The organism is Duganella sp. Root1480D1, from assembly GCF_001427305.1.
Classification (GTDB): Bacteria; Pseudomonadota; Gammaproteobacteria; order Burkholderiales; family Burkholderiaceae_D; genus Rugamonas.
On the sequence record NZ_LMFZ01000023.1, the window covers coordinates 1 to 20,698 of the forward strand.

General features: G+C 59.2%; 19 protein-coding genes and 2 pseudogenes. 8 read left to right on the forward strand and 13 right to left on the reverse strand.

The features are described 5' to 3' along the window. Nucleotides 1–38: 38 nt before the first annotated feature. From ASD58_RS18085 to ASD58_RS31320, 3 genes and pseudogenes are all read right to left on the reverse strand, one after another. Nucleotides 39–1,606 (reverse strand): annotated as a pseudogene (locus tag ASD58_RS18085) (IS3 family transposase). 403 nt (nucleotides 1,607–2,009) lie between these two features. Next, nucleotides 2,010–2,426 (reverse strand): annotated as a pseudogene (locus ASD58_RS18095) (ATP-binding protein); the annotation flags it as partial. An 8-nt stretch (nucleotides 2,427–2,434) separates the two neighbouring features. After that, nucleotides 2,435–2,809: a hypothetical protein gene (locus ASD58_RS31320; RefSeq protein WP_156401349.1), complete on the reverse strand. Its 375-nt coding sequence runs from the start codon at nucleotides 2,807–2,809 to the stop codon at nucleotides 2,435–2,437. Nucleotides 2,810–3,247: 438 nt separating this feature from the next. Between ASD58_RS31320 and ASD58_RS18105 the strand changes: the two genes are divergently transcribed. Next, nucleotides 3,248–3,778, forward strand: a complete 531-nt coding sequence (locus ASD58_RS18105; protein WP_057262627.1) for a hypothetical protein — start codon at nucleotides 3,248–3,250, stop codon at nucleotides 3,776–3,778. A gap of 209 nt (nucleotides 3,779–3,987) precedes the next feature. Beyond that, complete coding sequence (locus tag ASD58_RS18110) at nucleotides 3,988–4,374, forward strand: response regulator (RefSeq protein ID WP_057262628.1); 387 nt, start codon at nucleotides 3,988–3,990, stop codon at nucleotides 4,372–4,374. 964 nt (nucleotides 4,375–5,338) lie between these two features. On the opposite strand, the gene ASD58_RS18125 is transcribed toward ASD58_RS18110, so the two are convergent. From ASD58_RS18125 to ASD58_RS31325, 5 genes are all read right to left on the reverse strand, one after another. Then, a complete protein-coding gene (locus ASD58_RS18125) occupies nucleotides 5,339–6,523 on the reverse strand; it encodes a fatty acid desaturase (protein ID WP_057262631.1) in 1,185 nt (394 codons plus the stop codon). A gap of 26 nt (nucleotides 6,524–6,549) precedes the next feature. Continuing rightward, complete coding sequence (locus tag ASD58_RS18130; RefSeq protein WP_057262632.1) at nucleotides 6,550–7,188, reverse strand: hypothetical protein; 639 nt, start codon at nucleotides 7,186–7,188, stop codon at nucleotides 6,550–6,552. Between the two features lie 369 nt (nucleotides 7,189–7,557). Then, nucleotides 7,558–7,875, reverse strand: a complete 318-nt coding sequence (locus ASD58_RS18135) for a hypothetical protein (RefSeq protein WP_057262633.1) — start codon at nucleotides 7,873–7,875, stop codon at nucleotides 7,558–7,560. Between the two features lie 22 nt (nucleotides 7,876–7,897). Further along, nucleotides 7,898–8,164: a hypothetical protein gene (locus ASD58_RS18140; RefSeq protein WP_156401350.1), complete on the reverse strand. Its 267-nt coding sequence runs from the start codon at nucleotides 8,162–8,164 to the stop codon at nucleotides 7,898–7,900. Nucleotides 8,165–8,600: 436 nt separating this feature from the next. Beyond that, on the reverse strand, nucleotides 8,601–8,939 hold the full coding sequence (locus tag ASD58_RS31325; RefSeq protein ID WP_156401351.1) for a hypothetical protein: 339 nt from the start codon (nucleotides 8,937–8,939) through the stop codon (nucleotides 8,601–8,603). Nucleotides 8,940–9,540: 601 nt separating this feature from the next. Between ASD58_RS31325 and ASD58_RS18150 the strand changes: the two genes are divergently transcribed. After that, on the forward strand, nucleotides 9,541–9,771 hold the full coding sequence (locus ASD58_RS18150; RefSeq protein ID WP_057262636.1) for a hypothetical protein: 231 nt from the start codon (nucleotides 9,541–9,543) through the stop codon (nucleotides 9,769–9,771). 71 nt (nucleotides 9,772–9,842) lie between these two features. Here ASD58_RS18150 and ASD58_RS18155 read toward each other — a convergent pair whose 3' ends face one another. Continuing rightward, on the reverse strand, nucleotides 9,843–11,144 hold the full coding sequence (locus ASD58_RS18155) for a sodium:proton antiporter (RefSeq protein ID WP_057262637.1): 1,302 nt from the start codon (nucleotides 11,142–11,144) through the stop codon (nucleotides 9,843–9,845). A gap of 1,122 nt (nucleotides 11,145–12,266) precedes the next feature. Between ASD58_RS18155 and ASD58_RS18165 the strand changes: the two genes are divergently transcribed. The 5 genes from ASD58_RS18165 to ASD58_RS18190 all read left to right on the forward strand — a co-directional run bounded on the left by ASD58_RS18165 (nucleotide 12,267) and on the right by ASD58_RS18190 (nucleotide 16,901). Then, on the forward strand, nucleotides 12,267–12,752 hold the full coding sequence (locus tag ASD58_RS18165) for a hypothetical protein (protein WP_057262639.1): 486 nt from the start codon (nucleotides 12,267–12,269) through the stop codon (nucleotides 12,750–12,752). 679 nt (nucleotides 12,753–13,431) lie between these two features. Continuing rightward, nucleotides 13,432–15,048 carry a hypothetical protein gene (locus ASD58_RS31330; RefSeq protein WP_156401352.1) on the forward strand — a complete coding sequence of 539 codons (1,617 nt, stop codon included), beginning with the start codon at nucleotides 13,432–13,434 and terminating at the stop codon, nucleotides 15,046–15,048. 118 nt (nucleotides 15,049–15,166) lie between these two features. Continuing rightward, entirely contained in the window at nucleotides 15,167–15,817 is a 651-nt protein-coding gene (locus ASD58_RS18185; protein WP_057262643.1) for a TetR/AcrR family transcriptional regulator, read from the forward strand. Between the two features lie 134 nt (nucleotides 15,818–15,951). Then, nucleotides 15,952–16,284: a cytochrome c5 family protein gene (locus ASD58_RS32825; RefSeq protein ID WP_373994458.1), complete on the forward strand. Its 333-nt coding sequence runs from the start codon at nucleotides 15,952–15,954 to the stop codon at nucleotides 16,282–16,284. Continuing rightward, entirely contained in the window at nucleotides 16,281–16,901 is a 621-nt protein-coding gene (locus ASD58_RS18190; RefSeq protein ID WP_057262644.1) for an FAD-binding protein, read from the forward strand. Before ASD58_RS32825 ends, ASD58_RS18190 begins: the two co-directional genes overlap by 4 nt. Nucleotides 16,902–17,038: 137 nt before the next feature. On the opposite strand, the gene ASD58_RS31335 is transcribed toward ASD58_RS18190, so the two are convergent. From ASD58_RS31335 to ASD58_RS18215, 4 genes are all read right to left on the reverse strand, one after another. Beyond that, on the reverse strand, nucleotides 17,039–17,197 hold the full coding sequence (locus ASD58_RS31335; protein WP_156401353.1) for a hypothetical protein: 159 nt from the start codon (nucleotides 17,195–17,197) through the stop codon (nucleotides 17,039–17,041). Between the two features lie 644 nt (nucleotides 17,198–17,841). After that, complete coding sequence (locus tag ASD58_RS18200; protein ID WP_057262646.1) at nucleotides 17,842–18,048, reverse strand: hypothetical protein; 207 nt, start codon at nucleotides 18,046–18,048, stop codon at nucleotides 17,842–17,844. Nucleotides 18,049–18,330: 282 nt separating this feature from the next. Continuing rightward, nucleotides 18,331–19,173: a sensor histidine kinase KdpD gene (locus ASD58_RS18210; protein ID WP_057262648.1), complete on the reverse strand. Its 843-nt coding sequence runs from the start codon at nucleotides 19,171–19,173 to the stop codon at nucleotides 18,331–18,333. Between the two features lie 78 nt (nucleotides 19,174–19,251). After that, nucleotides 19,252–20,694 carry a bifunctional diguanylate cyclase/phosphodiesterase gene (locus ASD58_RS18215; protein WP_057262649.1) on the reverse strand — a complete coding sequence of 481 codons (1,443 nt, stop codon included), beginning with the start codon at nucleotides 20,692–20,694 and terminating at the stop codon, nucleotides 19,252–19,254. Nucleotides 20,695–20,698: the final 4 nt, after the last annotated feature.

A 20,698-nucleotide genomic window follows, 5' to 3' on the forward strand; every position in this document is an offset into this window, starting at 1 on the left:
CGGAAATTTTCAAGCTAGTTGTCGCCTAATTTGATAGTTCAAGCTGCTTTTTTCAATGTGTGCTGGTCTACCTCCATGCTGTTCAAAGAATGTCCATTCTCAGGGTTCAGATGCACGATTTCTACCGGCTGCCAGTTGCGTACGTCGCCGCTCCAGCGATTGGGGTGCAATGCCTTGGCGGCCTGATAGACGGCGCTTCGCTCGCGCAGCAGCGCGGCATCCAGCCCTGCATGGCGCTGCTCTGGCGTGACGAATCCGATGGCGCTGTGCCGGTGTTCGGCGTTGTACCAATAGACGAAGTTACCCACCCACTGGCGCGCCGCCATCAGGTCGGCGAACGGTCGCGCCGGATAGGCTGGGCGGTATTTCATCGTCTTGAACAAAGCTTCCGAGTACGGATTGTCATTGCTCACGGCCGGGCGGCTAAACGACGGCATCACGCCCAGCGCCTGCAGCGTGGCCAGCATGGTGGCGCCCTTCATCGGGGCGCCATTGTCCGAATGCAGCACCACCTGCTCGGGCGCGATTCGTTCACGCGCGCAGATGTCGCGCATCACCGCCCCCGCCAGTGCGCTGCACTCGGCGTCATAGACCTGCCAGCCAACGATTTTCCGGCTGAAGATATCCATGAACAGGTACAGGTAGAAAAAGCTGCCCCTGACCGGGCTCGGCAAATAGGTAATATCCCAACTGAACAACTGGTTCGGTCCCGTCGCGCTCAGCGCGCGTGGTTTGGACCTGGGCTTGGGCGGTTTTTCTGCGCGCCGGTGCGCCAACTGGCCATGCCGTTTCAACAGGCGATAGATGGTCGATTCCGAGGCCAAATACTCGCCGCGGTCAGCCAGCCTGGGCACGATTTGGCTTGGCGGCAAATGGCCGAACTCCTTCGAATTAACGACCATCAGCAGGCGTTCGCGCTCACGCTCGCTCAGTGCGTTCACGGGTTTCTGAACCCGTGCCGGCCGACGGTCGCCCACCGTTGTGCGCGCGTCGTCTTGCCAGCGCTGCAGGGTGCGTTCGCTCAGGTTGATGGCGGCGCAAGCTTGCTCTTGGCGCGCGCCGGCCTCGACTGCCTCGGCCACCAATGCCAGCACGTTCTGGCGCTGCGGGAGGGCGGTCATTTTTCCTCGTCCTCCCACAGCGCCCGGAACTTTTTTTGCAGCACCAACAGTGCCGCCGCCTCAGCCAATGCCTTGTCCTTGCGCCCCATTTCGCGCTTGAGCTTGGCCAACTCGTCCTTCAACGTGCGCAGTTCGCGGGCGCTCGGCGCCGGCTCCTTGGCGCCGGCGCAGAACGCCGCCTCCCAACTCGTCAATTGGTGGGGAAACAGGCCGCGTGCACGGCACCATGCCTGCACTTCCTCGCTACTCATGCCATGGGTTTCCCGCAGGGCCGCGAGCTGCTCTTCCGCTGTCCAGTCCTGCGGGCGTTTTTCCGTCGCCTTCGCCGAGGCCGGTGTCGATACTGATTTTTTCTTCATCCAGGATCTTAACGTATGGTGGCTAAGATTGAGTTCCTCGGCCACTGACGTGATGCTGCGCGAGCCGCGCGAGAACGCCTTGACCAATGCCTGTTCGATAAATGCCTCTGTGTGTCTTGCTGTCATTCCTGCCTCGGTGGATAGATGTCGATTCCGAGGCGACAACTGCATTTCGCGACGCGCCAGGCCCTTGGCCAGGTTCCAATCAAAGCGATTGAATTACCCGACAAGTAGTCTGACACGGGGGGGGATGTCGATTCCGAGGCGACAACTGCATTTCGCGACGCGCCAGGCCCTTGGCCAGGTTCCAATCAAAGCGATTGAATTACCCGACAAGTAGTCTGACACGGGGGGGAGCCTGGGGTCGTACTAACGTCAAAGATCTTAAGCGCTTGTATTCGATAAACCGTCCCATCGAATTCGGATACACACCCCGTTGGCCAGGTTAAATTCCCCCACCTTTGGCCAGGTCAAAATCCCCCAGGCAGGACAGAGCGGATTGTAGTCCATGTTCCTGCCGTCGGACTTGTCAGTCCTGCTTGACGTCGGCAGACGTCAAGCGCGTGAGCCTTGAGGCTGCCTCCTTCAGCCGGTAGCTTTTCCCCTCGAACTCCAGGATATGCGCACGGTGCATGAGCCGGTCCAGGATGGTGGTGGCCATGGTGTTGTCGCCGAGGTACTTGCCCCAGTCCTGCACGACCCGATTGGATGTCACCACGATGCTGCGCTTGAGCTTGTAGCGCTGGTGCACCAGGGTCTGCAGCAGCTCGCCGGCCTTGTCGCTGATGCGGCGTGCGAGGAACAGATCGTCCAGCACCAGCAGGTCGGCGTCGACCAGGGTGCGCAGCTGCTGCCGCTGCTCGGCATCGCTACCGAGCGCGTAGGCCGCGAAGGCCCCATCGGCTTCCAGGTAGCGCACGTTATGCCCCTGCAGCGTGGCCTGGTACCCACCAGTCATTTTCCGCCAATGCGTCTCGAGCGCGCCTCCACGTTGGGACACCGTATGGGCGGGCGGACTGGGCAGGCACTGTCGTCTTGACCGTGCCCTTTCCACTCGGGCGCTCGGCCATGCAGGATTCCCAGAGGGCTGCGCACGCTTGCGCCGCCAAACAGCAAGCGCTGGATGATCGCCGAAGGCACGCTTTCGCTGATCAAATAGGCGATGGCATAGCGCCAACCGCATTCTTCAGCGAGATCGAGTCCTTCATCAATGACGCCAGCCAATCGATCGATCATGCGGCGATCCTGCAGCTCCAATGGCTTAATGGTCTCCGTCTTCGATTCGGCTGCAATTTGACCGAACGCATACTCCGGTGATTCAAACACCATACCACCGGTACCTTCACTACTTGTCCGTCCTGTTTGCCGCCGTTCCCCTACGAATGGGGACGGCGACATCATGTTAAGGGCGCGTAAGGGCGCCCGATGTGCCACCCGCGTACGGGTCGGCGTCCGACACTGACATGGCATGGTGAGCTACGTCGACCAGCCAACCACGCGACGCCAGTCAAGATCGAAGACAACTGCGAAAATGAGCCAATCTTCCCTGGCAACGTCGCCCCACCCTCCGCAGGCCATGGCCGCCGACAGTAGCGCTGATACCTGCCGTGAGATGTGGAATGTTCTAGCGGTCGCTAGCACAGCGAGACACGTCAGCGCCGCCAAGCGAAAAGCTGCGAATGGGCGTACACTGAATTCACCGCTCTCGTGGCAATTTGGCTGATGCGGGCGCTGCAGGAACAGCGACGACGCAGCTAGTGTGTTCGCATGGCAACTTATCACTACTATCGACGTGCGGCAGGCACGTTTGGTTCTGGCCCAGGCTCTATCCGGTTCAATGGGCGAAACTACCTGTATCGTGGCTACGCGTACGAGAACTTTATCGACGCCTACAATTACGCGCAGCTCATGCTCATTCACCCTTCCAGTGCGCCACCTTCAACACAGGCTGTACCCGAGAAGCGAGTTTCGTCGCCTTCAGCCGACGATCTTCTGCTGATGCAGCAGTTCGGTATCGTATTTATTGCAGGACATTATTTCTATGGTACTTATCGCTACGATTGCCTGGGCGACGCCTGCGCCTTCGCCCGCATCGCACCTGGACACGACATTTGCCAACACAACCTGAAGATCGCGCACTCTACGCATCATTTGAATCTACTTCACGCGCGCCACATGGTCGACGGGAAGGGAAAAACCCTGAAGATTCGCCCCACGGGGCGCATTGGGCACTACGACATCTTTCCCGAAAATGCCCCGACGCCCCTCCTGTTCAAACGTAACCTGCGGCGCAAATGAGCAGACACCGGGCGAATTTCGGCCGGGTATAGGGCAACGCTGCTACGCCTTGCCCAATCTCTCGTTAGCATCCGGCTTTCTCATCATGCGTCATCTCGATACGTGCGGAGCCCATGACACGATTCGTGTAACCTAAATTTCCAGCCCATTAAGCCATTTCCTCTCTCTAGCCCGTCGCGAAGGAGTCGCGATGACGCAAGGACAGAGCCATGAATCACATCAAAGCCCGGGTGCTGCTGGTCGACGACAACAAGGATGCCGTCGACATGGTTTCCCAGTTTCTGAGTCTCCATCACATCGACCATAGGGTCGCCTATGACGGCGCTTCAGCGGTTGCCTTGCTCGCCATCTGGCCTGCGGATATCGTGTTCCTCGACATCCAAATGCCTGACATGGATGGCTATGAAACCGCGATTGCCATGCATGCCCTTCCCCAATGCGCTGACCTTCCGATGGTTGCATGGACCGGTTGGGATGGCCCCGGTAGTCGAGAAGCCATGGCACACGCACACATGGTATCCCGCCTGACGAAGCCCGTAGCCTTGGAAGAATTGCTTGCGTTGATATCGCGCTTTGGCAGCAGAATCTCGACCTAGTAGAGATCGCATGCCGCCTTCTCCCGGCGCTCGTCTTTCGCCCGCAAGCAGCGTTACGTCCTCCCTCTTCGCGCGATCGGTACCGCCGGCAGCCCAGGAACACAGCGCTACCGCACGTTGCATTGACCAGTGCCGCGCCCTACCACTCTGGTCACTCAACGCGGGGAGGATCTCAAGCAGGCATTTCGATTCCGAGCGCATCATCGACGCGCTCCTTCGCACGATGCAGGCCGAGCACACTCGCCGAGCGCATGGTCCAGGCAATCACTGTAACCTGGTATCGCGTCGGGATTGGATCACCGACTTTCCTGATGCTCAATCGGCAGTACCATTTTGCGCTAGGCTTGCCCAAAGTCGCCCTGACGGTCGAACAGTCAATTTCGTAACCACGATAGCGTTGCACATCCGGCTCCTTCGTGACGTCGCGCCCCATTGCTGCGGGACTTCTGGCCCTCGTCGAACGCCACGCTCACACTATCGAGCACCTGCCCCCCCCGTGTCTCAGAGCAGGCGCCACGCGACTGCCACATGGGTTGAATGCATCCGTCTCGGCACACGATGTACGCCAGGCCCGCGTACCTTGGAATCGTTCCTTGGACGCTGGAGCATTGCGGGACCCATCCCAAGACATCGCCAGGCCGGCGCCAGCTGGCGTAAATGATCGCATCAGCGTGTGGCCGCACCGGAGGGCGACCGGTACTTCGCAACTGATTTTTCCTGCATTTCAGCTTGCCTGCGTTCACGCGTACTGCGGACCTTTAATCGTTTCTCCCACCAACCGTAGTCTGACAAGGTTTCCTTTGCCACGTCCACGCACCGCTCGTAGGCGGTGGAGAGCCTAGTGCATGGCGGGACCGGTGGTTCAATGCCTTGGGCGATGCAATAGCCCACAGCGTCCTCCAGGTCTCCTTCATTGAGCAATTCCCGGCACGCCGTTGAGCGGATCAATGCAAGATTCATATCACTACCCATAACTTGCCAATTGCCGGGCAAATCGCTGCAAGGGGCGCGGACCGGAGCGCTCCGCATCCACGCACCAGGTTTGCAGGACTGTCAGGAGTTCTTCCTGCGTTGCCGGCGAACGTTCCCATAACTTCTCCAGCGCCTGGCGCGCCACATGCATTGTATTGAGTCGTGCACTGTGTACGATCACCTGTTCCAGCTCCACCATTTGCGTTCCCGTGAGCCGGCAAGGTGCGCGCCGCAGCAAGCGCTTCGTCTGGACCAACACCGCGTGGGGGATCACCTGCGCCAGTCCCATGCGTTCAGCCCGAAACACGTCCAAAATCAGGACTGTCAGTTCGCGCATCAGTACCGCACGATTGCCCAGAACCAGCTTCAAGGTCACCGGAGTCGGCACGAACTGCCCCGCGCATCGCCTCAAGCGCTCTGGCGGCCGGCGCAGCGTTGCCAGGCGCAACCACCGCAACAGGCTGATATAGGCCCAGCCGATATCGAGTTCGAACCAGCGAACCGAGAATTTTGCAGAAGTCGGAAAAGTGTGATGGTTGTTGTGCAGCTCTTCGCCGCCAATCAGCAGGCCAAACGGAACGATGTTGGTGGCGGCTTCCTTGCAGTCGAAATTGCGGTAGCCGGCATAGTGCCCCAAGCCGTTGACAACCCCGGCGGCCAGGAACGGAATCCACATCATCTGGCAAGCCCACAGCGTCAAACCTGGCGCCCCGAATAAGACCAGTTCGATCAGTAGCAGCAAGCCGACGCCTTGCCAAGTGTAGCGGCCGTAGATCCGTCGTTCCAGCCAATCAGCCGGTCCCCCACCGCCGTAGCGATCCACCAGCGTGGGGTCACTTGTCGCGTCCCGGTACAGTTCAGCCCCACGCCACAGAACCTGGTTGATCCCGACGACCACCGGGCTGTGCGGATCCTTCTCGGTTTCACAATGGGCGTGGTGGCAACGATGCACCGCCACCCACTCGCGCGTCACCATCCCTGTCGTCAGCCATAGCCAGAAGCGGAAACAATGGGCCACGAGCGGGCGCAATGTCAGCGAACGATGCGTCTGGCACCGGTGCAGGTAGACCGTCACCGCGACGATCGTCACATGCGTCATCACCAGCCCGATCAACAGCAGCTTCCACCAGCTCAACGCAAGCAATCCTTCGGCCATCCATTGCAGATACTGCTCCATACCGGCGCTCCTTCGCGACCACGGCCCTACAAGTTCGGATGTTCGGCGGCAAACGCGACCGCGTCACACAGTTGACCGTATCGATAGCCACCGTAAAGGAAGTGGCCCTCGATATAGTCAATACCATGCACTCTCATCGTGCTTTCGTCTTCGTCGGTGGGCCGGTATGCGGCCACCCAGCTCGGTTGGAACGCCTCGTCCTGCAAGAAGCCTTCTTTGGCGTGTTCCGCGATCGCATAGCGCAAGGCATCCAGGAACACGTCGTAGCGGTGCTGCCGGAATGCGTACCTTTTCCCATCGAACGAGATCTCATATTGCGCAGCCAGGCTTTCATCGGACTCCTGACGCGCATCTGTGTTGTCCGCACTGTCCATAATCTTTCTCCCACGGCTATCCGTGCTCCCATTCATTACCAGGATTTGACGTCGGGCCTTCGCCATCGCATCGATATTGGCGTCTTCACAGGAGCCAAATGCGTCCTGCGGAAAAACAATCGATCGCGTCATCTTGCCCGGCCACTGAAGGCTCGTGCAATCCGCTGTCGGCGCTCTATGTTTGAGGATGGCGGTGGACGCGAACTTCAGCGATCCGTCCTGGCACCTGAATTCAGCACACCTCAGCAGAATTTTCCATCCCTGGAACCACGATGTTGAATGTCGGCGCATGGCGCACTCCTTCGCTCGCGTTCAGGAACAGACTCGGAAGGGCGTTAGCAACGAGCAGACCCACCTTTCCGGCGCGGCACGGCATCAGCGTACCAGTCGTAGAAACACACCACTTCACGGCGTTGAGGGGCTTTGACGCGATTGCGCTGTCACGCTGCAATGCTGAGGAAGACCGGCACAAACTGAGAATGTTGGCTGGGTACCTGTTACCCACTATACGCTCACAAGCGACGTTCACCTAATGGTTTCGGCATCGCCTACACTAATACACATAGCTTGCAATGCTAGTCGACACTCTCATGCACCATCGATGTGTCGATGGCGGAACATTACTGTCACTCCACCGCGCAGCACCCGCAGGCCGAGCCCTTACGACGTTGAATGCTTCATCGCTTCGGCCTCACGGGCAGCCGTGCGTTCTTCGCGCGCGGTGATCGGGTCGCCGCCGTTGTCGACCAGGCCGGCAGCGCGTTCCGCGTCGGCATGTGCGCCGTCCGCTTCTGCTCGCTCACCTGGATTCTCGCTAGCGGGGGGCTCCAGCATGTCCTGCACCATGGCGCGCAGTTCTTCAACGTCCGGTTGCAAGCCGCGCTTTTTGCGGTGGTGAATGTAGTGTTGAATTTCAGATTCCTGTTCGGCGCTCAGTGGCAGGCCGCGGAAGGAGAATTCCGGTCCAGAATCTTTCATGACGGTTCTCCTGTTTGGTGACTCACACTGAGTGTACGCTCAAACGGGCGCACGCGTCGGCCTCTTGGAAATGGTCGTCGATCCACTCCCGCCCCCATGCCTTGGCAAAGGATACCGCGTCCGCCGCCGCGCTCGCCACCCAGAGGTCATGGAATGCATACTCGTCCAATGCCTGGCCACATTCACGGGTGATGGTGACCTGCGCCACGAAGCACGCGTTACCCTGTTGAACAGGTTCGCAGTCCAGAAAAAATCCTTTATACCGAATTGCATTGGTAATGGCCATCATCTGCCTCCCGCCCAGTAACGTTGCTGTTAGTCTTATGGTAGTCCGAAACGGGCGGAGATGCCGGGATACCTCATGCGAGCGGAATGCATGCCAACAGGACCCACCAATTCCGGCCGGCGCTTGCTGTCTATGCAGCACCCACCATGCAAACGATGCTTTGTCAGGAACGTTTGCCTGCAACCCTCCGGTCAGGCAGCGGCCTGGCAATGGCCTGGCGCTCGCGCGTTTGCCACACCGGGCGGGCAAATACCTCTTTTACCAAAGGCAACAGCAACCCGGCCAAGTGCGCTGAATTGTAGGCAAACCGTTCACCAAACGCGGCCCTGGCAGCCAAGGCTGCCGAAATCGTTACCGCAGTGGCATGATCGAATCGACGTGACATCCTAGCAATCTACACCCATCGCCCCGTTCTCGTCGCCAACCAGTCGCTCATTTCCTACAACTTCCCGTCATACTCACCAACGTTGCCATGTATCCGCGACGGCACGCGACGCTTCAATGCATGGTTTGGTGCAGGTGTGCCCTGGCGCAGGCCAATGCACGATGCTTGATCCTGCACCAACTGCATCGCACCGCCAGGGCGTCGCAGGCATCCACGTTTCAGCGTGGGAACGCCGTGTTCGAACATGCCGCTGCGCGCGACCTTGCCATGCGCCGCACGCAAGCGAACCGACGTCGGGTGCGGACAATGGCTGCTGACGACGGTCTCATGTGCGCCGCCATGCGCATTAGCTTCGCGCACGCGGTCGCCCGGACCCAGTCGGTCACCCTTCAAGCCAATTCCGGTTAGACACTCGGATCATTTGCCGCCCGTTTGAAGACGCCGACTCCCGCACACAGGAGCTGCAAGCGCCTGCACCACAAACCAACGCGGGGCCGGCGCAACATGGCGTCCGGCAGGTGCGAGGCATGGCCACTTTTCTACCAGCACGCTCTTCCTACCTTCTGCATCGCGCATACCTTGATCGCGCCACCACGCGACTGTGATCGCACATCAGCCAATCCCACGCGCTGAAAGCGCCGCTCTCCGATCAAGCCTCCGTGACGGTCTTGCCACCAGGCGCACCATGCACCACGTCGGCCACAGGGCGTACTCGCTCCACGCGAGCATTGACTGCTTGACGTTTGCTGAAACGTTGCCCCTCGTTGCAGGGAGCATGACGTGGTCCGGCACACGCCCGCGGTAACACAGGTCGCTTACCAGCAGGTGCAATATAGAATCCCAATCGCTGGAGCATACGCAATGTGCTAGTCTGGTAAGTTCGCAGTGCGGATCCCTTTTGAACATGGATTGCGTTTGCTGGATAGGTCGACTTGGGCTCATTGCTGACGACTTCCAGATCCAAGCTGCATTTCCATGTACAGGGAGGGGTATCATGAGAACCATCTATTCTGATCGACGGCACGACGTCCAGCAGTTTCGCCATCTGAACCATGCGATCGAACTGGTGCGTACCCATGGCTGGCGCTATGCTGTCGAATTCCTGCGCAACGAACGCATTGACGAATCGACGTTGCAGCGGGTGCTCTTCGGCGAATGGTGCAGCCGTCGCGCCTCGGCCAACCATTTGATCATCGCCCAGCAATTGCGCGCTCGCCACCATTGAAACGTTATCTCCTCCGCGCTCCCCAGGCACCCTTACATGTCGCGCCATCGCGCCGCGCCACAACAGACTGTTTATTTCACGGGATGCCGCTCGTGCCAGGTCATTAACGGCTGCACCGTGATACCATGGGCGAGAATCGAGGCAGCCACCGTACCCAACGTCAAACTCACCAACTCTGGTGCGAACACCTCGGCGACGCCGTGATTCAAGGCAAACACCAGGTAATAAAAGGAGCCAATCCCCCGAATGCCGAGCCAACCGACCAGGACCTGTCTGTACAGGGGCACGCCGGCACCAGCCATCCCAAGCAAAACCGACGCCGGGCGCACGACCAGGAACATCAGGGGTACAAACCACCACAGGTTGGTGAAGCTGCCAACCGAGGGCAACATGGCGCCAATCATCATGACCATGCCAAGTTCGGCGATCCGTTCAAGCTGTTCATTGAATCCGAGGACGGCCCGCGTCATGGCACCACTGGCGTGATGTGAATGGGTCGCGGGATCTTCTGCGTCGTGCCCGTGCGCACTGGGAATCCGGGGCAGCGGCATCGTGCCCGCCAGCGGAAAATTGCGTGCGCGCCGCAACGCCAGGCCTGCGAAGAAGACCGACAAGAAGCCTGATGCCAGGCAGCTCTGGGCCGCACCAAACGCAACGGCGATCACACCAAGCGATAGAAATTCATCCATGCCAATCGCGCTGTGGTGCCTGGTACGTAGGTGAATGACCAGCTTCCCTAGTAGCGCGCCGATCAACGTCCCCATCAACATGCCGCCGATCGTCGACCACAAGACATCCACTAACCACCAGGACCATCCCCCGTCGCCCAGATCGTGTAGTCGCATTATCCCTAGCCCCAACAAGACCAACGGAAACGCCGTGCCATCATTGAGTGCGCCCTCCCCGGCCAAGCTAAAACGCATCGAATCATGTTCATCCCCTGGCCGGGATTGGACCGCCGATGCCAATACCGGGTCAGTAGGTGCCAGAATCCCCCCAAGCAAGACTGCCATACCAAGCGGCAACCCCATGCCAAACATCCCGATGGCGGCGATCGCACCTACCGTGACCACCATCGACAGGAAGGCAAGGCGATACGGTGCGATCCATCGGCGATCAAGAATCGGCACCTCGAGCTTCAATCCAACAGAAAACAAGGAGATCAGCAGCGCGGCCTCAGCGACCAGTTCCAGCGGGGCACTTTGCGCAATGGGGTCCAGATCCAAGACGCCAAAGCCATACGGGCTGAGCAAGACGCCAAGCCCCAGGTAGATCATCGCGCCACTGAGCGGCAAGCGCGCCACCAGCGTTCCGATCAGCATCATCGCGATCAGAATCAACCCGCCCAGCAACACCCACGTTGCGATCGACATCGAAGCCTCCCCTCAGGCACGGACGCGTGGCGCGACGGTACTCCCGCTCGCCATTCTCCGCCGTCTCACGCGCCATCGTTCGCGTCCGTCAGGCAGACACCAGCAAACATATTTACCCGCAACCAACCACGCGGACGCCGTGCCCGGCACTGAACGTCACGGCGCAAGCAGCACGCCTAGGTGCACAAGCTGGCGACCCCGTCCACGGTGGCCTGCGCGTCCCGATCGTTCCACACGCATGGCGTAGTCGCTTGCGTTGGCCGGCAATGCAGCCAGATACCTGCGGATGGCGTCGGGACCGCCATTCTTACCAGCCCAAGACCAACTGTGCAGCAAATGCCGCTGGAGCTGCACCTTGCACCACTATACGCTCCGGCAAAACAGTTCACCTCGAACCTTGCGAAAAATGCGCACGCACCAATCCAGGCACCAACGATCGTTGGCGCATTCGGCCTTGGCACCCATGCCACCCGACTTTGGCATCGACGCCAGCGACCTGTTGTGCGCGGAAGAATGGGCCCAGGCAACCGAAGCACTCCACACGTATAATGAATGCAGGTTCTGCGCTTGCCAGCCATTGGCGCCTTATGAATGTTGCACCCCACGGTGCACCCGCCCCCAATGCACCAGTCATTACTAGCGCGCCGCGACTGCATGTTCTTGCGTCGAGAGGAATCAATGGAACACATGCTGCAATGGAAGGCTACTTACTGCCGGTCAGATGGCAGCATCGGCCTTGTCTACATGGCGCTACCCAGCGCACCAATGTGCACTGACCTGGTGGACTCCATTCTTCAATGGGATACTGATCGCACGTACTTGCAGGTGGATGCACACCCAGGGACCGATCGCCTCGCGCAAGCAATCGCATTCATTGCACTCAATCACATCACGAGAATGCATGTGAAGTCACTTGATGACGAGCTAGATTCTTCGTCGGACGCCTAGTTCGCCGTTGCCAGCGGCAGCAAACCATGTGCCGTTGGCCTAGGCCGCGAGCCGCCACCGATACGGCGCACATAGGTGCCTCCGCGCTGCGGAAGCGGGCGCCCGGTCAACCATTCGACGGTTCGATTGCGCGCTCCATTTCCGTCAGGTCCCGGGGCCAGGAAGGACACCGGCATGTTGCGCGATTTCCTAACGAACGATTGCACGGAATTTATTGCGCGCTGCCGGAGCATGATTACCCCACATCAGCCCGCGACTGAAGACCAACTGCTGCATGGCGTGTCGCTGTTTCTGGACCAGTTGGTTCACACGTTGCGCTCGGTGCAGCCGGAGTACGCTTTCGGTAGCGATGCGTATGGCACGCTTGCGAACATCCGTGAGGTTCGCAGGCTGTTTACACTGATGCAGGTCGGTGATTCAGGTGGAAACCGTGCTATGGTGGGCTCTTTTAGGGGAAAGAACATGGAACTCACGAACCCGAGGCCTATTTTTCTGAACGATCCCCGTGGATGGCATTGGTCCTTAAGTTGGAAGAACGCCAGCGGAAAAGAAATTCACCGCGTCCAGTCGGACAGGACTTTCGCCACTGAAGTCGAGGCCAGAACTGACTTCAAAGATCGGGAAGCCCAACTTCTTAGTGAGCGCCACCGCGTTGAGTGATCTATTTCTTACGCGCCGAACCATTTGCGGGCGCTTGTACTACCATTTGGCACATGCACTTCGCCGATCTGAATGCTACGGTAGCGCTCAACAATCTTGCAGCGATTGGTGGCCCCCCTGTCGGTCACCCTAACGCAAACATGGCCTCCGATTGTGGCCTTCTGCATGCATGCCTACGCGGACGACTTCTAAGGTGGCGCCCGGCAAGATCAACGGATGGCGTTTGCGTTCGTTATGCTTCCAAAGGATTCGCCTAGCTCCCCATCCGACATGTTGAATGCACCTGTCAGGCCCAAGGTCGTGCTTTCCCTCGGGATCTTCATACTTTCTCCATACCAGACAAGCAGGTTGCCGGCGATTGGATCCAGATCCCTGGTTGAATGCATGAACTTCCCGGTAAGCTATCGTCCACGATCCAGTTCCCTGCAGTATGAGTGCAAGGAATCGGTGCGCACCAGCACATTTCCGTGCCCACCGTTCTGCGGAAGTTTACCGCGCTACTGATCGAGCATTCGACGTTGCGCTAAACGACTGGCCGCCGCAGGATTTACCGACACGGCGCCGAATGCAAGTGAAGGGGTTCAGGCGTGGTAGACAAAACTGTCGCCGAAATGTTGCAGTTCCAACCCATCACTTTACATTCAGGCAATCACGGCACTCTTTGTGATAGTCTGTACTGATGTCCCAAGCACTCACCTTCGGTCGCTATCAAACCCTTCAACGCGAGCCATGGCGCCTGAGTACCGCCGTGGTGATCTCTGCCGCCATCCACGCGTTGCTATTGAGCATCACCTTGGGCGGTCAGACTTTTGGCATTCCTGCCTTCAAGTTTCCCTGGCAAGAGCGGCGCCTGGGCGCCAACGATCTGCAGATCTTGCTGTTGCCAACGCGGCCCACGGAAACGTCGTCGGCACTGCCGCCGGCCCCCGGCAAAATTCCGCCGCTTTCAAACCCTTCTGAAGCGCCGCCGGCAGTCGTCCAGCCACGAACGAGTGACGTGGCGCCAGTGACGATGTCGCAGGCCAGCCCGCCCACACCGTCTTTTCCAGCGCCGCTTCAGCCGCCTCTTCCCGCGCCTGACCAAGATCCGGTCATGCCTGCTGCGCGGCTCCCGGACGTTCCCGTGCCCACCGCTCCCACTGCGCCCCCTGTAGTCCTGCCCACCGTGATCGAGACGCCGCAGGCAACGCACGAAGTCGAGGCGCGCGAACGAGTACGCGAGCAAGCCAAGCTCGAACAGGAACGCTTGACCGCCGAGAAGCTGCGCCAATCCGAACTGGCCGCCGAAGTGCAGCGCGACGCAATGCGACAGGAACAGGTCAAGTTGGACGCCGCCCGTGTCGAGCAAGCGGCGAGGATTGAGGCGGCGCGGCTAGAGGCCGAGCGGGAAGCCTCGGCACGACAAGAAGCATTACGGCGCGAGGCGTTGCGGCAGGAACAGGCACGCCGGGAGGAAGATGCGCGACAGGAGCAGCTTCAGCAAGAAGCCGCCCGAGCGGCCCAGGTAGCCAAAGCGGAAGCGGCACGCAAGGAAGCAGATCGGGTCGAGCAAGTCCGCCAGGAAGATCGCAGTCGCGAAGCGATGCAACAGGAAAAGATACGGCAGGAAGACATGGCGCGCCAAAATGCAGCGCGTCAGGAACAGGAACGTGCCCAATCAGCCAGGCTGGAAGCCGCACGGAAAGAGGAAGCACGCCAAGAGCAGTTGAAGGCGGAGGCGATGCGGCAGGCGCAAGAGGATGCCGCGCGCCAAGCGGCCGCCAAACAGGAGGCGGCACAGATGGAACAAATGCGAAAAGAACAGGCGCAGTTGGAAAAGGCTCGACAGGAAGCTGAGCGTGAGGAGCGCCTGCGCGCGATTGGCCGCCAACTGAACGAAGAAGCAGCCCAGCGCGAAGCAGCGCTCAAGAATCCCGCACGTTCCTTGCTCCCAAGCGCGAGCGGCTTGCGACGCGGCTGGCTCTTTGGTCGCGCCGACCCAAATACCGATCTCGTTCAATACGCCGAAGCCATGAGTAAGAAGTTCGAACTCAACATGGCTTTCGACATGGTCCGCGGAGTAGTCAAGCAGCGCCACATTCCGCCGATGGTGACCGTGGCAATCCGCGCTGACGGTTCGGTCGAAAAGGTGACCTTCGTGGTCTCCAGTGGTGTCCCCGCAATCGACGAAGCGATCCGAAAAGTCATCGCGACCTATGCGCCATATGGCGCATTCCCACCGGTCCTCGCACGCCAGTACGACGTGATCGAAATTCGTCGCACCTGGATCTTTGATACGGCGATTCGCCTGCAGTAAAGCGAGCTTGTAGCTACGCGGGTCGAGCAAAAATAACCCGGCAAACCATTTCACGTTGATGAAAGCAGCTGGCACGTGCTAGTCTCAGTCCCGCATCAGCCGAAACTTGACGAATCGAATGAACAAGACCACCAGCGTAGAACTTCGCAAACTTCGCGAATCCGAACAGCGCCGCAAAGACATCATCAAGGCTGTGCGCGCCCTGATTAAAACCGGTGGTGCGCGCGAGATCACGCTGCGTAAGGTCGCCGAGCGGGCAGGCTTTTCAACGACCGTGGTCTATAACCTGTTCCAGAACAAGGCCACGCTGATCACCCAGGCGATGGACAGCGACTTGCTTGATCTAGTCAAGGCCATGCGCAATGCGGTGGCTGCGAGCATGCCTCTGCTGGAAAACATTCGCCGCGTGGGCAAGGCCTACGTCACTTTCGGCATGCGGCACCCCGACCAGTATGCGCTGGTATTTATGGAGCGTCGCCCACACGCTCCGGTGGAGAGTTCGCGCGTTGAACATGGCAACCAGGCGCAAGATCCTTATGCCTTTGCCTGCCAGCTCTTTATCGATCTTGCCGCCGAGGGGCATATTGCGCCAGACCAGGCAGAAGCCATGGCGCAAATCTTCTGGGAAGGCCTACACGGCATGGTGTCGCTACGCCTGGTGTTCGGTGAGAACGAGCCCTGGTTCGAGCACGACGAATTCAATCGCCACCTCGATGCATTAATAGACGTCCTCCTGACCGGTATCCTGCACCGTTTCAAGCCTGCTTGATTCTGTAGCTTTTTTAGCAAAGGTCTTGTCTCACCCGAGGAAAAACGTTGTTTTTCCGAAGTTCATCGTTATTCTCATTCGACGTTATTCCACTTGAAGAAGGGGAGTCGATGCGAACGATGTTGGGCGTTGCAATGGTGCTTACCAGCCTAAGTGCCTGTTCTGCTGCTAGACAGGAGCCGGCCGCAGCCGACCTTCAATGGGCGGAGACTTCCCGGCCAGTCGATGCTCGGCTCGCGGAGCGCTATGAACGTTCTTGCGTGGCTTGCCATGCCCGGAACGGCAGCGGGGCTCCACTTGCAGGCTTTGCGCCGCATTGGAAGCCGCGCATGGACAAAGGTGTCGACCAACTGTTGCGTCACGCGAGCGATGGCTTCAACGCCATGCCGGCTCTGGGCCAGTGCAATGACTGCAGCGCAGACGATTTGCGCGCCCTCACCCTCTTCATGGCAAGGAGTGGGACATGAAGCAGCGTCGCCTTTTCCTGAAAGCTGGCGCCATGGCCGCTACGGCGGGCCTGCTTACGGCTCSCGCGCAAACCGTGCCGGCGCCAGCGCGCCCATTCCGCTGGAAGAACTGGTCGGAGGTGCAGCAGTGCCATGCCAGGTCGCTGGCCACGCCAGCTGACGAGCAGGCTTTGGCAAACCTGCTGCGCAATGCGGCCGGCACGGTGCGCTGTGTTGGCGCGGGCCATTCCTTCACTGCCCTGGTGCCAACCAACGATACGATCGTTTCCCTTGAGCGCATGAACGGCGTGCTGGCGTACGACAAGGCCGCCATGTCGGTCACCCTGCAAGCGGGCACTCGCCTTTCCATGGTGTCGCGCCAACTGGATTCCTTGGGCTTTGCCTTACGTAACCTGCCAGATATTGACATGCAGTCGCTGGCTGGTGCCATCAGCACCGGCACGCACGGCACTGGCGCCAACATCCAGGCCATGCATGCGGACGTGACGGCGTTTCGTCTGGTAACGCCGCTGGGTGATGTGGTCGATTGGAACCAGGAGCGCCATCCGGATCAGATGGCGGCAGCGCGTGTATCCCTCGGTAGCCTGCCCACATCTTCGATACGGTGGAGTCATTAGAACGCGGCAAATAGTCGGCATTCAACCCGATCCTGCCCACAGTTTCACGACTTTTCGCGCTTCGCTGGACTCGTCCAGGCGCCTTCGCAGGTTGAGAATGCTCGTCGTTGTCCCCCGATAGAACTGGTGTATCTCCCTCAATCCGCTGGTGCAAGTTCGGTCGTCTGAACCAGGCCATCGTCAGCAACTGAAATGTCCAGCACGCGCGACCTGGCGTTTGCCCGTTGAACCATCTCGACCAGGACCACCTTGTTCGGGCCGCCCTCCACCAACCGGCGGATCGCACGTTGCGTCACGACGTACTCACCACAGCTACCAGATCGACAGGTTACCCTCTGCCTGTTTCCATCGTCCGCGGTCGCGCCCTGCGCGCCCGGCGTCTCGCACAAATAACAATTCACTCTAGCCATTCCTTTACTGAAAACTTCTTCTGCATGCGGGTTCTCTTGCTCGCAACAACACGGCTTGACGGCGCAAAAGCGAGCTCAACCTTACAGCACCAGGGGCTAGGATACCTGACAAACCAAAACTTAAGGCAGCCGCTGCTGATGACGCTAACGCGACCGGTTCCCCGCATCAAAGCGGCATAATCGAAGGCATCCTTCTTCTGAATCACATTGAACCGGCTGCCAAACGCCGCGTCGGTCGTTACCTAAGATCGACGCTGCCCTTTTACGGGATTCGTCGCATGATTGACGAACTAGCAATATGGCGCCAATCCGAATGCGCAGCGCATTAAGCCGCGCGTAGCAAAAGCTGATGGACGCGCTCGATCAACCGAAGCTCACTGCACACGGCATCGCAGGACCCAGCCCCCCAGGCCAATGAACTCCCAGCAGGCAGACCGAATAGCTTCCTTGCCACGTCCACCAGCAAATAGCCGGCGCTTATGCAGCCGCTCCGAAACAGTCAAGGCTGAACACTGCCACCCGAAAGGAAGTTATTGCCTGAAGCACTCGATAGTCGCGTAGGCTGCTAGCATCTTCTCGTGCGCGATTTTCACTCGATCAAAAAGGTCACTGGCCACCAGGTTGTATACGTCGATCTTGGCACATTGAGCCAGTTCATGGACCACCTGGTGCTCCTCAGCAAGCGCTGTTTCGAATTCGGCATACGCGCGCAATCCTTCAGCGCGATAGATTGGCATATCACCTCCGTAGTAAACACCTGACCTCTGACACTCAACCAGCTTCGCTATTGCTCCCGATCCGACGTTCGACGCGGTCCGTAGTTAATCACGCGTACGACCACCTTCGGGGGAACACGATACGTCCGCAAGAACTCTCCACTGATCCGAAAGCCTCGACTGAAGTTCAGCTCAAAGCCCTTTCTCACGACCTCGGCAAGCGGGAGGTCAATCCGGCGCTCAATCTCCATCTCGGCTGCTCTTCGACGGATGTTTGGTCATCGCTGCGGTTATTTTCATTATTTACGTGCCGCCTGATCGAGAGGATATGAGCGGCAGCAGGACGGTGGCAGTACAGCCTGCGCCGGGTGTTGGGCTGTCAATTCTCACTGTGCCGCCATGCATTTCCACCAGAGAACGGACCAGTGAAAGACCAATACCCGAACCCGCCCGCGAATGACTCTGCGGTGCGCCACTCTGCGCAAACATATCGAACATGAAGGGAAGAAACACGGATGCGATGCCAGGGCCGTTATCCTGGATCGCAATACTGGCGCAATCGCCACTTCGCTTGACGAGCACCGAAATCAGTCCCTGCGAGGGCGTGAATTTGACGGCGTTCGATAAGAGATTAAAGAACACCTGAACCAGTCGTTCATGGTCGCCGCATACCAGCAGTGGATCCTGCGGCACTTGGGCAGTCAGTTGTTGCTGCCGGGCTTCGGTCAACGGTCGCACCATTTCCAGTGCTGTCACCAGCGCGTCGGACACCCTGACTTCATGCAGGTCGAGCGCCAGTTTTCCATTCCTGATGCGCGTGACATCATCCAGTCCGTTGACCATGTGTACCAGGTAGTCAAGCTGCCGGGTCAGTGTCCGGCGCAGCCGCGGTAAGCTATCGTCGCTTGCCGCCAGCGCACCTAGAGCCGTGGCGACCAGCTTGATCGGGGCCAACGGGGCACGCAGTTCATGGGCCAGCACGGCAAAAAAGTGGTCCTGATTCGTCAGGGCAACTTCCGCCTCGGCCTGCAAATCACGTGCGCTCAACGCAGCACACAGGAGATGCAGGTTTGCCTCGCGCAGACTCGCGATCAGTGCGCTGTCGCTGGGTAGTCCAGTATCAGGCTCACCATCACGCGGTTCCATCCGAGTCCCCGATTGGCGCTAGCGAACTAGCATCCTGCCACGATATTCCTCCCACAGTGGAAGTCAAGCGCTATTCCCTTACCTGTTGCCAGCCAGCGCCTGCGCGAACTCCGCTGCTGGCAATGGGGGCGACAGGTGAAATCCCTGACCGGTGTCACAAGCGTGCTCTCTGAGGAAGTCCAGTTGCTCCACCGTTTCAATGCCCTCAGCAACGACATGATGGCGCAACCGGTTGCCAATACTGATCACCGTATCGACCAGCACATCGTCGGAACCGGGATGGATGTCCGCGACGAACGTCTGGTCGATCTTGAGGGTGTCGATCGGGAAGCGCCGCAAGTAACCCAAGCTGGAATAGCCAGTGCCGAAATCGTCGATGGCAATGCGGATCCCGGCCGCACGCAAGGTCTCAAGTTTCTCGATCGTCGCAGCACTATCGCGCATCAAGGTGCCTTCCGTGAGTTCCAGTTCGAGCGATTGAGGAGGTAACCCGCTTTGGTTCAAGGTCGAAAAGACCGTCTGCAGAAAGTCGGCGGATTCGAATTCCTGCCCCGAGATATTGACACTGATGGTCTCCAGCGCATAGCCGGCGTCCTGCCACGACTTGGCTTGCAGGCAGGCTTCACGCAGTACCCAGCGATCGATCTGCTTGATGATGCCGCACTCCTCGGCAATGCCGATGAATGCCTTGGGCAGCAGCAGCCCCTTGGTTGGATGGTGCCAGCGAATCAAGGCCTCTGCGCCGGCCGTACGGTTGCTGGCAAGATTGACCTGTGCCTGGTAATACAACACGAATTCGTGTCGCTCCAGGGCATTGCGCAGGCTGACCTCCATGTGATGCCGCGCCATGGCACGCACATCCATGGGGGGCTCAAAGAACGCAAAACTGTTGCGACCATGTTCCTTGACGCTATACATCGCAATGTCGGCACTGCGCATCAGCGCCTCAAGATCCGCGACGTCGTCTGGATAGATGCTGATGCCAATGCTGGCGCCAATGTGTAGCACGTGCTGCGCAATGGTGTACGGTGCGGTCAGCAGGTGATGGATATGGGCGACGCGGGCCGAAACATCCTCCGCGTGCGCCACATCGGCCAGCATGGCGACAAACTCGTCACCGCCTTCGCGGCATACGGCGTCCGTGCCGCGCACGCTGGCAGCCAGGCGCTGTGCAACGGCTTGCAGCAACAGGTCACCCACGCCATGGCCGAGGGAGTCGTTGACCACCTTGAACCGGTCAAGGTCAATAAAGAGCAAGGCCAGCTTACAGCCATGCGCCCCAGCATGTGCAATGCGATCGGCAAGCTGCTTCGTGAACTGTCGGCGATTGGGCAGGGTGGTGAGGTGATCGTGATGCGCGAGATGCACCATCTCGGCCTGGGCGGCGTGCAATTGTTCCGCCAATTCTCGCGCATTGACACTCGAGATGACCAACTGTCGATTGGCTTCCTGCAGTCGGCCAATATGGTCGCGCAATTCATCTTGCAGGCGCGCGTTCTCGATCGCGATCAGGTCGGGCATGGGA